14 protein-coding genes and 1 tRNA gene are annotated in these 13405 nt (G+C 33.2%); 5 read left to right on the plus strand and 10 right to left on the minus strand.

What is annotated here, in order from left to right:
• The first annotated feature begins 4 nt into the window (after window positions 1-4).
• Window positions 5-847 (plus strand): DNA methyltransferase, encoded by an 843-nt coding sequence (locus MKD52_RS07450; protein WP_242099804.1) that lies wholly within the window; start codon window positions 5-7, stop codon window positions 845-847.
• Between the two features lie 10 nt (window positions 848-857).
• Window positions 858-1508 (plus strand): DNA methyltransferase, encoded by a 651-nt coding sequence (locus MKD52_RS07455; RefSeq protein ID WP_242099805.1) that lies wholly within the window; start codon window positions 858-860, stop codon window positions 1506-1508.
• 16 nt (window positions 1509-1524) lie between these two features.
• Here MKD52_RS07455 and MKD52_RS07460 read toward each other — a convergent pair whose 3' ends face one another.
• Entirely contained in the window at window positions 1525-1932 is a 408-nt protein-coding gene (locus MKD52_RS07460) for a DoxX family protein (protein WP_112057405.1), read from the minus strand.
• Between the two features lie 250 nt (window positions 1933-2182).
• Here MKD52_RS07460 and MKD52_RS07465 point away from each other — a divergent pair, with 250 nt between their 5' ends.
• The 3 genes from MKD52_RS07465 to MKD52_RS07475 all read left to right on the plus strand — a co-directional run bounded on the left by MKD52_RS07465 (window position 2183) and on the right by MKD52_RS07475 (window position 4719).
• The gene (locus MKD52_RS07465; protein WP_242099806.1) at window positions 2183-3019 is read left to right on the plus strand and encodes an aldo/keto reductase; all 837 of its coding nucleotides are present in this window, start codon (window positions 2183-2185) and stop codon (window positions 3017-3019) included.
• Window positions 3020-3199: 180 nt separating this feature from the next.
• The gene (locus MKD52_RS07470) at window positions 3200-4252 is read left to right on the plus strand and encodes an alpha/beta hydrolase (RefSeq protein ID WP_242099807.1); all 1053 of its coding nucleotides are present in this window, start codon (window positions 3200-3202) and stop codon (window positions 4250-4252) included.
• Window positions 4253-4335: 83 nt separating this feature from the next.
• Window positions 4336-4719, plus strand: a complete 384-nt coding sequence (locus tag MKD52_RS07475; protein WP_242099808.1) for a cyclophilin-like fold protein — start codon at window positions 4336-4338, stop codon at window positions 4717-4719.
• A 3-nt stretch (window positions 4720-4722) separates the two neighbouring features.
• Here MKD52_RS07475 and MKD52_RS07480 read toward each other — a convergent pair whose 3' ends face one another.
• From MKD52_RS07480 to ileS, 9 genes are all read right to left on the minus strand, one after another.
• Window positions 4723-5229, minus strand: a complete 507-nt coding sequence (locus tag MKD52_RS07480; protein ID WP_242099809.1) for an HIT domain-containing protein — start codon at window positions 5227-5229, stop codon at window positions 4723-4725.
• Between the two features lie 8 nt (window positions 5230-5237).
• Window positions 5238-6695: a UDP-N-acetylmuramoyl-tripeptide--D-alanyl-D-alanine ligase gene (gene murF, locus MKD52_RS07485; RefSeq protein WP_242099810.1), complete on the minus strand. Its 1458-nt coding sequence runs from the start codon at window positions 6693-6695 to the stop codon at window positions 5238-5240.
• 58 nt (window positions 6696-6753) lie between these two features.
• A complete protein-coding gene (locus MKD52_RS07490; RefSeq protein ID WP_242099811.1) occupies window positions 6754-7488 on the minus strand; it encodes an alpha/beta hydrolase in 735 nt (244 codons plus the stop codon).
• Window positions 7488-8525 carry a D-alanine--D-alanine ligase gene (locus MKD52_RS07495; RefSeq protein WP_242099812.1) on the minus strand — a complete coding sequence of 346 codons (1038 nt, stop codon included), beginning with the start codon at window positions 8523-8525 and terminating at the stop codon, window positions 7488-7490. Before MKD52_RS07495 ends, MKD52_RS07490 begins: the two co-directional genes overlap by 1 nt.
• A 66-nt stretch (window positions 8526-8591) precedes the next feature.
• Window positions 8592-9668, minus strand: a complete 1077-nt coding sequence (locus MKD52_RS07500; protein ID WP_242099813.1) for an alanine racemase — start codon at window positions 9666-9668, stop codon at window positions 8592-8594.
• 29 nt (window positions 9669-9697) lie between these two features.
• Entirely contained in the window at window positions 9698-10012 is a 315-nt protein-coding gene (locus tag MKD52_RS07505) for a c-type cytochrome (protein ID WP_112057413.1), read from the minus strand.
• 180 nt (window positions 10013-10192) lie between these two features.
• Window positions 10193-10268: transfer RNA gene (locus MKD52_RS07510), tRNA-Phe, on the minus strand.
• A 142-nt stretch (window positions 10269-10410) separates the two neighbouring features.
• Window positions 10411-10536: a hypothetical protein gene (locus tag MKD52_RS08635; RefSeq protein WP_258438814.1), complete on the minus strand. Its 126-nt coding sequence runs from the start codon at window positions 10534-10536 to the stop codon at window positions 10411-10413.
• On the minus strand, window positions 10536-13319 hold the full coding sequence (ileS, locus tag MKD52_RS07515) for an isoleucine--tRNA ligase (protein ID WP_242099814.1): 2784 nt from the start codon (window positions 13317-13319) through the stop codon (window positions 10536-10538). Before ileS ends, MKD52_RS08635 begins: the two co-directional genes overlap by 1 nt.
• Window positions 13320-13405: the final 86 nt, after the last annotated feature.

Consider the following 13405-nt stretch of genomic DNA (forward strand, 5'->3'; position numbering starts at 1 on the left):
TAAAATGACCGCTGAATTTCGCACATCAAAACCAATTTTTGCAAGCATAGATTCTAGCTTTAGTCTTTATCAAGGTGATTGTAACGAGCTTTTACCCCAGATGAGAGAAAAATTTGATTTAATCTTTGCCGATCCTCCATACTTCTTGTCAAATGATGGTTTGAGTATCCAAAATGGTAAAATTGCAAGCGTGAATAAGGGGGAATGGGATAGAGGTAATGAAATTGAAGACATTGATAATTTTAATATGAAATGGATTGCTAATGCAAAAACTGCCTTAAAATCTACGGGCAGTATTATGATAAGTGGAACCTATCATAATATTTTTTCACTTGGGAGAGCACTACAAAAGCTTGATTTCAAGATTTTAAATATTATCACTTGGCAAAAAACTAATCCTCCACCAAACTTTAGCTGTCGTTATCTAACGCATTCTACTGAGCAAATTATATGGGCAAGAAAAAGCCATAAACATAAGCATACCTTTAATTATGAGTTTCTAAAAGCCTTAAATGGTGGTAAGCAAATGCGTGATGTATGGAGCTTTCCAGCCATTGCTCCTTGGGAAAAAAGTTGTGGAAAACATCCTACTCAAAAACCCTTAGCGTTGTTGGTTCGATTACTGCTTATGTCAAGCAATGAAAATTCTCTCATTTGCGATCCTTTTTCAGGATCTAGCACTACAGGAATTGCAGCAAATCTTTTAAATAGAAAATTTGTTGGCATAGAACAAGAAAGCGAGTTTATAGAAATTTCTGTTAAAAGAAAAAAAGAACTAGAACATTATACAGAAAGCATAGAATCTAAAATCAAGGATTTGGCATTCTACAAAAAAACTTTGCTTTAAGTATTTGATAATGTTGGATCTGATAAACACCAAACTCACCATTGATGGCTTAGAATTACTCCAAAGTTTGGGGGATTGTAGCATTGATTTATGTTTTTTTGATCCACAATATCGTGGTGTGCTAGATAAAATGCGCTATGGCAATGAGGGTGAGCGACAAAAGGGGCGTAGTGTCTTGGTGCAAATGTCTGAATCAACGATTATACATTTTATCCAAGAAATTAGCCGAGTTTTAAAGCCTAGTCGCTATCTTATGCTATGGATTGATAAATTTCATCTGTGTGAGGGCGTGAGACCTTGGCTAGATTCTACATCTTTAGAGATTGTGGATCTTATCACTTGGGATAAAATGAAAATGGGTATGGGCTACCGCACAAGAAAACAAAGCGAATATCTACTTATCGTGCAAAAAAAGCCTATTAAAGCAAGGGGGACTTGGAAACTCCATAATATCCGCGATGTGTGTAGCGAAAAAATTCCACAAAACGAGCTAAAAGCACACCCTCATAGCAAACCAAAAACCTTACAAAAAACCCTTATAGAATCTTGCACCAATATCGGAGATTTAGTGTGCGATCCAGCAGCAGGAAGCTTTAGTGTGCTAGAGTGCTGCAAGGAATTAGGGAGAAATTTTATAGGGACAAATCTCACTACAAAATAAGCTTAAATATTAAAATTTAAGCCTTAATTTTTTCTTCTTTTTTAAAAAACGCATATTTTCCTCCACCCATAAAAAACAAGGCAAGGCAAGGCAAAATATACAAGAGTTGATGTTCAATAACCCAACCACCATAAGAATCAAGCGCAAAAATCTCAAATCCATAGACCAAATAAATAGCCATAACCATCGTAAAAGCAACAAGCAAAGCTGCAATTCGCACTTGGTAGCCTACAAGTATCAAAAGGGGCGCCAAAACTTCTCCAACATAAACTCCATATGCCATAATCCCAGGTAATCCTTTTGATTCCAGCATACCCACATAAATATCTGCACCACTAAATATTTTAAACACACCATGAAACAGCATAAGCCCACCCACACAAAGTCTTAAAAGCAATTTTGCTAAATCAGGATTCAACATCATAAAATTCTCCTTACGACAATATTCATTAAACTTAAAATTATAGCATTTATCCCTACAAAAACTACCCTATCTTGCAAATTATAATTATTCTAATATTAATAGAACCAAGTATCTTGACTTAGAGTAACTCTCATCTTTTATAATACAATTATCAAAATCAATTAACACGACAAAAAGCTAATTCAACCAAAGCAATAATCTCTTTGAGATTTAATTGATTCACATTAATTAATAGACAAGGAAAATAACTATGCAATCAACAATAATGCAATATGTAACCCTAAACAACGGAATAAAAATGCCAATTTTAGGATTTGGCACATACTCTATCAATGACAGCCATACAATTTTGAAAGCCATTAGCTATGGATATCGCCTCTTTGATACGGCGCAAATGTATGGAAATGAGCACAAAGTCGGCACAGCAATAAGAGAAGCTATTGATAAAATGGGAATCAAACGAGAAGATTTCTTTATTACAACTAAGCTATCTAACAATATGAATTTTCAAGAAGCAAAAAAGGGGATAGAGACTAGCCTTAAATCTCTAAATTCTAGCTATATTGATTTAATCTTAATCCATGAGCCCTATCCAAAAGCCAAAGAAATGTATAAAGCCATGGAAACTTATTATAAAGAAGGAAAACTCAAAGCTATTGGAATCTCTAACTTTACACTCCACGCTTTTAAAGAGTTTATCAAAACCTGCGAGATACCTCCTGCAATCAATCAATGTGAGACACATATCTATTATCAACAAGCAGCATTGCTTCAAACAATGAAACCCTATGGAACAATTTTAGAATCTTGGAGTCCTTTTATAGCAGGTAAAGTCTCAAAAAATAAAAATGGTTTTTTTAATGATTCTGCCTTAGAAAAAATCGCCCACAAATACAACAAGAGCATAGCACAAATTGTCTTTCGTTTTTTTACACAACAAGGCATTGTGACTATTCCAAAGGCATCCAAAAAGGAACATATGCAAGAAAATATAGATATTTTCAATTTTAATTTAACTAAAGAGGAAATAAAAACTATCAAAACATTCGATAAAAACGCGACACAATTTAGCTGGGGATATCAATAAAGCCAAAAAGTAATTTTATAATATTTTTAAAATTTTAGTGCTTTTCTCTTGACTTAGAGTAACTCTCATCTTTTATAATACTTTTTTAGAATCAAAAAATATTGAAAATGCATTTTTTAGCACAAACTTTGTTGTATAGATTCTGTCATTTTATTTTGCAAGTTTATTTTGGAGGTTTATATGAATCACCTATTCTTTAAAATATTTCTTTTAGGAATACTTTCAATCTTAGGAGATGCAGCTATGGCACAAGCAAACACACAAACACAATGGGATAAAACCTTTCCCAAAAGCAATAATGTAGAAATACAAAAGGTTACTTTCAAAAATCGCTATGGTATTACTTTAGTTGGAGATCTCTATATACCCAAAAATATATCAAAAGATGCAAAACTTCCTGCCATTGCAGTTAGTGGTCCATTTGGAGCAGTCAAAGAACAAGCTTCTGGATTATATGCACAAACCTTAAGCGAACAAGGCTTTATTACTTTGGCATTTGATCCATCTTTTACAGGTGAAAGTGCTCTAGAAAACAAAAACTTACCTCAAAATGTCGCTTCACCTGATATTAATACAGAAGATTTTAGTGCTGCTGTGGATTTTCTATCTAACTATTTAAAAGTGGATTCTAACAAAATAGGTATTTTAGGAATCTGTGGCTTTGGTGGATTTGCCCTTAATGCCGCAGCTATAGATACACGAATCAAAGCAACAGTAACTTCTACAATGTATGATATGACAAGAGTCAATGCAAAAGGCTATAATGACTCAATAGATTCAAAAGCAAGACTAGAACTCAAAAGAACGCTTAATGAACAACGCACAAAAGATTTCAAAAACAACACTTATGCAAAAGCAATAGGTTTGCCTGAAAAATTAAATGGAGATGAACCGCAATTCATTCAAGATTATTATAACTATTACAAAAATAAAGAGAGAGGTTTCCACCCTCGTTCCATTAATTCAAATGGCAATTGGAATCTCACTTCCTCACTTTCCCTTATTAATATGCCCATTTTAGCATATAGCGATGAGATTAATACCCCTGTATTAATGATTCACGGCGATAGAGCACATAGCAGATATTTCACTGAAGATGCATTCAAAAAACTCAAAGGAGACAATAAGGAACTAATGATTATTAAAGATGCCAATCATGTTGATTTATATGACAATCTAGACAAAATCCCTTTTGCTAAAATCACAGAATTTTTTAAAGAGAATTTGCAGTGAGATTAGTGAGATTTGGGTATCTTTTTGGAATATTATGTCTTTGTTTTGTCTATGCTGATTCTACCTATATTCAAGGAAACAAAATGATCATTACAATGGAAATTATCAATGAGACTAAACAAAAAGAGAAAACTTTATACATTGAATTAGAAGAAAATGTCGCTTCAAAGGAATTCATTAAACAACTTCCTTTGGAGTTAGAATTTAGTGATTACGCAAACAAAGAAAAGGTAGCTCATTTACCATACAACCTAAGTGTTAAAAATACGCCAAATTATAATCCACAAATTGGAGATTTTTTCTACTTTTCTCCATGGGGAAACATTGGGATTTTTTATGGCAAACAACCACCCTTTAATGGTTTAGTCTATCTTGGCAAGATTTTACAATCTAACTTGGGAGAAAATGAAATAGAAACTTTAAGAGAAATAAAGCAAGATTTCAAAGCAATCATCAAAGCAAAATAATGCTTATTGATTGCTTTGTTGATTCTTAAAATGCTTCAATGATAACTCTCTAATTTTTTGAAAAATTTCGTCAAAATCCACACCATAAGCCCTACAATCACCAATAGTTGTAAAAAAGTTTGTATCCCCAACATAACGCGGCAACAAATGTAAATGAATATGCTCTGGAATCCCTGCTCCACCTGCTTGCTCTAAATTCATACCCAAATTAATCCCTTGAGCACCAAATTCTTTAAGCAGACCAATCCCTTTTCTTGCACATTTTTGCAAATTTAACCACAAATATTCTTCTAAAAATTCCGGAGAATGCGTATGAAAATGTGGAACAATCAAAAAATGTCCTGGAGTATAGGGGAATTTATTCATCACGCAAAACAAACTCTCATCACGATAAAAAACACGATTCTGCAAATCCAAATGAGGAGTTTGAGAAATGTTACAAAAGATGCAACCTTCCTTTTGCTTTTCCCTAAAATATCCACTCCTCCAAGGCGCGTATAAATGCTCCATTATTTCCCCTAAATATAACTTGGTGCATCATTGGCAAAAAGAATTAAATCTCCAGCCATTGTTGCGGATTTTAAAATATTTTCCATATTTATCTTATCTTTTAAAATAATTTTTTGTGGTCTATGAATATGCTCTTTTAATACCTTAGAATTAAGTTCTCCTGTAATAATTACTATATCAAACACTCTATCAATAGCCTCTGCCAAAGCAATATTGTTCTCCTTAGAACTCTCCACTAACCCAGGAGTAACAATAACCCTTCTACCATCATACAAAGAAGAAAGTCTAATGGCTTCTAACATTCCATCTAAATTTCCGTTATAGCTATCATCTAAAATCATTTTATCATTAACTATAACTTTACTTAGGCGATGGCTAACCCCTTCCATTCGACAAACTTGTCTAATGATTTTTTCACTTGAGATTCCAAAATCCCTTGCAACTTGAATCGCCGCGCTAATATTTGCAACATTAAAAGCACCTAGAATCTTAGTTTCAAAATCCATTTTTTCACCATTATAAATCAAAGAAAAACTAGTCCCCTCCAAAGTTGCATCAACATTGGAAATATTTTGAGGATACCAAGTTATATCACCATAAAAATTTTGTGGCGGTGTATTGTCTTTATAATTATAAACTTTTTGTAAATTTGGGCTTTGAAGAATTTCATATTTTGCTTTATAAATATTATCCAAACTTTTAAAATACTCAATATGAGCTGGACCAATTTTGCCTATCACTGCAATTTGTGGATTGATTAAATCCACAATTTCCTTAATATCTCCAATTCTCCTTGCTCCTGCCTCTACAATATAAATATCTGTTAAAGAGGAAAGGTTTTGATTAATGTCTGCTATAATTCCTGTTAAAGTATTGACACTTCTTGGAGTGGCATAGACTTTAAACTCATCTTGCAAAACCTGCACCAAGAAATTCTTTAAGCTTGTTTTGCCATAACTTCCTGTAACAGCGATAATAGTAAGATTTGGCATACTTTTTAAAGTTTCTATGGCAATCTTTTTATAACGACTAAGTAAAATCCCCTCTACCAAAGAAGACAAAAATACAGAAATAATCAAAGGCAAAAGATACACAACACGCATCAAAGGAGAAGATTCGCTTCCAAAAAGCAAAAGCTCATTAAAAAGAACAAAAATCAAATAAAGTCCAAAAAATCGCAAAACTCTCCCAGTTAGCACCAATCCTTTACTTAGGCGTAATGCCCAAATAATTAATACAAAAATATATAAATAAAAACCAAAATAAAAATAAACATTTTCTGGGATAAAAACAAAATAAAGCACCGGCACTAAAAAATAAAAAAAGTGCCATCGCTGCTTATGATGCTTAAACAAAACGCGTGAAAGCCTATAATGATACCATTGAAGGTTAATAATCACATAATATCCAAGCGCAATGAGAAAAACCCATCGACTCATCATCATAAAAACATCAATATTCTGCAAAAACAATCCTTACTTTATAAAATTACACAATTTTAACAAAATAAAAATAAATATGATCTCAAATTGATTTTGCTTTAAGATAGAGTTCTTCAATTTTTTGGGCTTGTTTTAAGAAAAAATAGTGATCTCCTGCTAAAGAAAAAAAATATGATTTTTTTATTAAGCTGTGAATCTTCTCTCCACAATCCAAAGGAGTAATATTATCTTCTTTGCCCCAAAAAATAAAGGCTTGATTCTTGAAATTTTCAAAAATTCCACTAAAGTCCTCATCCACAACCTTTTTAAAAGTCTCATACATTACTTGGCTCATTCCAGATACATCACGCGACCGCAGAATCTGGCTAAATATTTGACCCAAAGCTGGAGAAATCTGGTTTAGCTTTTTACTTAGTGCAATTTTCATTCGCACTTTTAGGCTTTTTTTCTTTAAGATTCCCGCGCTACTTAACAAAATCAATTCTTTTGGATTTAATAAAACCCCAACTTTTCCCCCAAAACTATGTCCAACTATACTAAATTCATCTATTTTCATTTCATTTAATAAAATGCTTAAAATTGCCGCATAATCTTTTGTATCCAAACTAAATGGAGGATTTTTTGATTTCCCAAATCCAGGCATATCAATATATAAATGCCGAAATTCCTTAAAACTCTCAAAAAAAACTTGCTTCATCAAAGCCTTATTAGATCCCCAACCATGCAAAAAAATCAAAGTTTTTGGCAGATGAAAATTCGCAATCTCAAAAGAAATATCAAAGTTTTGATTCTTGTAAAGAATACTTTTTTGCGCCACTATTTGCCCTTTGCAAATTGAATTTTATGTAAAAATTCATAGCCCACTTTAATTTCTCTTGGTTTGGGTAAATTTCTACTTAACTCTTCTAGGGTACTTCTAAAATCTACAAAAAGATAATTAGCCAAACTTCCAGGTATCGGATTAATCTCATTGAGGAAGCATTGATTATCTTTAACAAAAAAATCACATCGTATTAATGCGCCATCAAACAAATTTCCATAAATCTTGGTAAAATTTTCTTGCAAGGTTTGTTTTAATGATTCTGGTATCTCTGCTTCTTTGGCGCTCTCTGTGCGTGAAAAATCCAAATATTTTTTCTCAAAATCTAAAAATTCTTTTTTTTGTGGCTCTTCGACAAAAGAAAAGCGCATTCCCTCTTTGCTTTTATAGCCGGCAATATTATATTCTTTAATGCCACCAATAAAGGGCTCTATGATAACCTTATCATCATATTCAAAAGCCTCTTGTATTGCATATTCCAATTCTTTTTCTTCATAAACAACAGAAATACCTATGGAGCTTCCAAGTCTTGCAGGCTTGATAATAAGCGGAAAAGGCAAGGTGATTTTAGGAATAGAATCTTTATGTGCAATTTGATAATCCAAACTTAAAACTCCGCATTCTTCAGCCAACATTTTAGTAAGCTCTTTATCAAAACTTAAAACACACGCTGGATTTCTAGGACCAATGTAATTGATTCTATAAAAATCAAGCAAAGAAGCCACTCCACCATCTTCACCATCACCGCCATGAATCAAATTCACCACAACAGGCAAAGGGAGCTTTTTTTCGCCCCATAATGTTTTTTGGTAAAATCCTCCGTTTTTGGGGTAGATTCTTGGCGCTTTTAAATACTCTTTGGAACTAAAAAATTTAGATTGCATCTTATCTTTTGGTATCAAATAAAAAGTATGCATATCATCTAAAAAAATAAAATGTTCCACATTGCCTAAAAGCTTTTTTAAAGCAATGGCGCTTACAATACTAATTTCGTGCTCATAAGAGCTTCCACCAAATAAAAAACAAAAATTCAAAATCCTATCCTCTATACCGCTAAATTTTTATAAAATCATACCAAAATTTTAATACTCCTACTAATCTCACACTATCTTTTTAGGAATTGTTGGTTGTAAATGCACCAAAATCTCATAAGGAATCGTCCCAAAAGCCTCCGCCCAAGGACTTACATCTTCAAAAATACACAATTCATCACTATCCCCCTGAATACTCAAGCAATCCATAGAAGACCTTGGATAAATTTTAAATCCCTCTTTTGTTTTTAATTCCATTCCTTCCTTTAACCTAAAAAGACCATCTCCATAACCCACATCATAACTAGATACAAAAGTATCTTCTTTTGTCTCTGAGGCACCACCATAGCCGATTCTACTCCCTTTTTTTAAAAAATAAGTGCTGATTTTTTTAGCCCATAAAGAGGCAATGGGTTTTACATTTAATCCACAAAATCTAGCATCTTGACACAAATAACCATAAAAGGCAATTCCAATTCGAAACAAGTCATCTTGCAATTCTAAAGGCAGACTTTCATTATATCTAACCGCCCTCAAAGCCCCAGAAGAGGAAAAAAAATGAAAACGCGGCTTTTTAAGTGAATATTGATTGCATAATTCCAAAATCTTTTTTTTAACCATCAAAAATTCATCATTTTGTGTATAAAATTCACTACCAAAGTCATCTCCAAAGCCATTGTGGCTAAAAACACCTATTAGCTCCAAATCTTTTTGTATAATAATTTCAAATGCTTTGTTTAGCTGTTGCGGACAAATGCCATTGCGATTCATTCCTGAATTAATCTCTAATTCAATCTTGGTATGCTTAGGATAATGCTCCAAAGCTTCTAAACTCGCTACACAAAAATAGATATTATCCCTTTTTAAACATTCCTGCAAAGCTTCTTTATCCTCTAAACTTTGTGGATAAAGTATTGTGATATGCCAAAACATTGCAGCAATCTTTAAGGCTTCTTTAGCATTTTTTACAAAACAAGTAGTGATTTTAGCTTCTTTTGCAAGTTTTGCTATTTCCTCTAGCCCATGTCCATAGGCATTGTCTTTTAGAACAATTGCGATTTTATGGATATTTTCTTGCCCTATAAACTGAGCGATTTGATGATAATTAGAAAAAAAATGTTGAGAATCAATCTGTAGATATGCCATATCTTATCCCCAAAAGCAAGGGGATAAAACTATGGTTTTGGAAGTTTTGAAATGTAATCTGATACCGCTTCGATATCCGCATCTGTAAATTTAAAGTTTTTCATATTTGCATACATAATTTGCTTAGCACCACCATTATCAGCAGTCCCAGCAGCATAGCCTTTTAATTGTGTAATAAGTTCAGCCTTATCCATGCCACCAATTTTAACATCACCTTTGCTCCCAGGCGCTACTCTTTCTCCATTCACACCATGACAGGCAATACATTTTTTATAAAGTGTTGCACCATCAGCTGCCATCAAATAACCTGTTGCTAATACAAGACTTAGTAAAATCTTTTTCATAAATTTACTCCTCTATCAAAAATTACTTTGCAATCATATCTTTTTTTTATAAAATGAACATAAAATTTGCAAATTAATTATTTCATTTTTACGATAATGTTAAATTGTTTAAATAAAATTTGAAATCCATATACGAGATAAAAGTTAGAATAAAAAATTATAGTAATATAAAGAATGAAGTGGTGGCTTGAGGCGGAATCGAACCACCGACACGGAGATTTTCAGTCTCCTGCTCTACCGACTGAGCTATCAAGCCTTTTAAGAAAGGAAATTATATAATTTTTTATTTAATTTTTTCTTAAAAACAAGCCTAATGTCTTTAAAAAATCCAAAACATTATAAAATACATTAAGCATTAGTGCTTAATGTATTCATAGTAAAAAAATTTTTGCGTTTCTTTAGCGCTTTGATTTTTGTTTTAAAATCCTGTATCCAAGCCACATCAAAAAAACAACAACAAAGATGCTAACCCAAGTTTCATCTAGCCCAACAGGCTTACTAAAGTCAAAAAAGCCTTCAAACATTATCGTCCTTCCAAAACCTTTTGGCATCGCCCACAAGGCTCATCAGCTTTTTGTGAGATAAACTGCCAACATCTAGGGCATTTATGTCCTTGCGCTCTTAGAATCTTATAATTTTCGCCTCCAAAGGTAAATTCTGCTAACACCTCACCCTTTGTTTCATTCCTCACATTGCTTACCATAAGCCATAGATTTAACTCTGCAAATTCAATCTTTTTTTGTGGAACAGACAAATCCACTTCCAAAGTAGATTTGATTTTCGCATCTTTTTTAAGTATATCAATCTGTTCTAAAAACACTCCACGCAATTCAAGCAATTCATCAAAATTTAAATGCAAACCCTCAAAACTTGGCAATGGTGTATAAAGAATCTCAAAAACATCTCCGCCCTTTGTAATTCCACAAGATTCTAAAACTGCCTTACTTTGTGTGTGGCTTAGAGCTTCATTAATTGTATAGGTAAAAATTGGCGCTAAAAGCCCAAAGAGCCTACCACAAATCAATGCCATTACACTTTGAGAAGCTCTGCGTTCTTTGGAGGAAAGGGCATTACAATATAAATTATCCTTACAAATATCCAAATAAATTCCACTAAGCTCAGTGTTAAGGAAATAAGTTAATTCTTGAATCGCTTTTGAAAATTCATACTCGCCAAAAAGTGTATTTACTCTCTCAAAACACTCTCTAGCACTTTTTAAAATCCACAAATCAATGGGGTTAAAACTTGTAACTTCCAAACTCTCTAAGCCATTAGTATTAGCCAGTAAAAATCGGATAGTATTGCGAATCTTTCTGTAATTCTCTCCCACTTGTTTTAAGATATTGTTAGAGATTCTTTGATCATTTTGATAATCACTCATTGCAACCCAAAGTCGCAAAATCTCACTGCCAAACTCTTTTAAAACTTCTTTGGGAACAATGACATTACCCTTAGATTTACTCATTTTCTCGCCCTTCTCATCCATTGTAAAACCATGGGTTACAATCGCTTTATAAGGCGCTCTTTCATTAACTGCACAACTAACCAATAAGGAACTATGGAACCAACCCCTATGCTGATCACTTCCTTCCAAATACAAACTTGCAGGATAGCCACCACTTTTATATAGATTACTTTGTAAGACTGCTTTCCAAGTGCTTCCACTATCAAACCAAACATCTAAAATATGATAGATTTTTTCAAAATACTCAGAATCTTTTTGATATTTTTGCGGCAATAAATCCTTAACTTCCTTATTCCACCACGCATCACAGCCCTCTTTTTCAAAAATTTCTGCAACAAAATCTAAAACTTCACTCTCTAATAGCACCTCTCCGCTACGCTTATCTTTAAAAAAGGCAATAGGCACACCCCAATCTCTTTGCCTTGAAATACACCAATCAGGACGATTCTCAATCATTGTTCTAATTCTGTTTCTACCATGATCGGGGAAAAATTTTGTTTTATCAATTTCAGCCAATGCTACTTCTCGCAAAGTTTTTCCTTCCTTATTAAAAGGCTCATCCATCACAATAAACCACTGCTGAGTTGCCCTAAAAATAATAGGCTGATGAGAACGCCAACAATGGGGATAAGAATGTCTAATCTTAGTATGTCTTAGCAAATTTTTTCCCAATAATTCAAAGATTCTTGGGTGTGTATCAAAGACAAATTTTCCCACAAATTCATCAGGATTGAAAAATAATTTTTCTCTAATTAAGGTTTCATCATAGCAGCCTTTATCATCAACAGGCATTAACATAGGCAAATCATATTTTAATCCAATAAAATAGTCATCTTCTCCGTGTCCAGGGGCAGTATGGACACAACCACTTCCCTCACCACTTGCGACATGTTCTCCTAAAATAATTTTAGAATCTCTACCATTTAATGGATTGATAGCGTGAGTATTTTCTAAAATATACGCTTCAAAAGTTTTTAAAACTTTGTTTTCTACCACATTAAGTGCTGATAGTTTCTCAACTTCTGAATGCAACACAATTTTTCCATCACTAGTTAGCGCATAGGTTTCCTTTGGGTTTAGCGCAATACCACTGTTAGCAGGAAGCGTCCAAGGAGTCGTAGTCCAAATCACACAATAAGCTTGATCTAATCCTGCTTCTTTAGCGCCAATAGTAGCTAATGCATCTTCCTTTAATGCAAAGGCAACAAAAACCGAATCACTTTCTTTTTCTTCATATTCCACTTCTGCTTCTGCTAAAGCCGTCTGACAAGCCCAGCTCCAATAAACAGGCTTACTGCGCTCCTTTAATAATCCCTTTTTAGCCACTTCGCAAAGAGCTTTATAAATCTCTGATTCAAAAGCAAAATCCATTGTCTTATAAGGATTTTCAAAATCACCCAAGATTCCAAGTTCTAAAAACTCTTTTTTTTGTATCTCCACAAACTCTTGTGCATGTTTGCGACAAAGCTCTCTAATCTTGCCTTTAGATAGAGAATCTTTTTTTTCTTTACCTAGCTTCTTTTCCACTTGTTGCTCAATAGGCAACCCATGGCAATCCCAACCTGGTGTATAAAAAATCTTTTTACCCTGAAAATAATGATACTTATTGATAATATCTTTTAAGATTTTATTTAATGCGTGTCCAATATGCAAATGTCCATTAGCATAAGGTGGTCCATCATGTAGATTAAAGCTTTCTTTAGCATTTTCTCTATTTTTCAAAATTCTCTCATAATACTCACTCTTGCCCCATTCTTGATAAATTTTAGGCTCATTTTGAGGCAGATTTCCTCTCATTGGAAAAGTCGTGTTAGGTAGCTCTAAAGTATCCTTATAATCCATTACATTCCCTTAAAAATAAAAATTCTTGGGATTTTACTCCAAATTGCATTAAACAAGGATTATTCTATAAACTAATTACCTTGTTA

This window comes from Helicobacter sp. CaF467b, from assembly GCF_022664765.1.
GTDB lineage: Bacteria > Campylobacterota > Campylobacteria > Campylobacterales > Helicobacteraceae > Helicobacter_D > Helicobacter_D colisuis.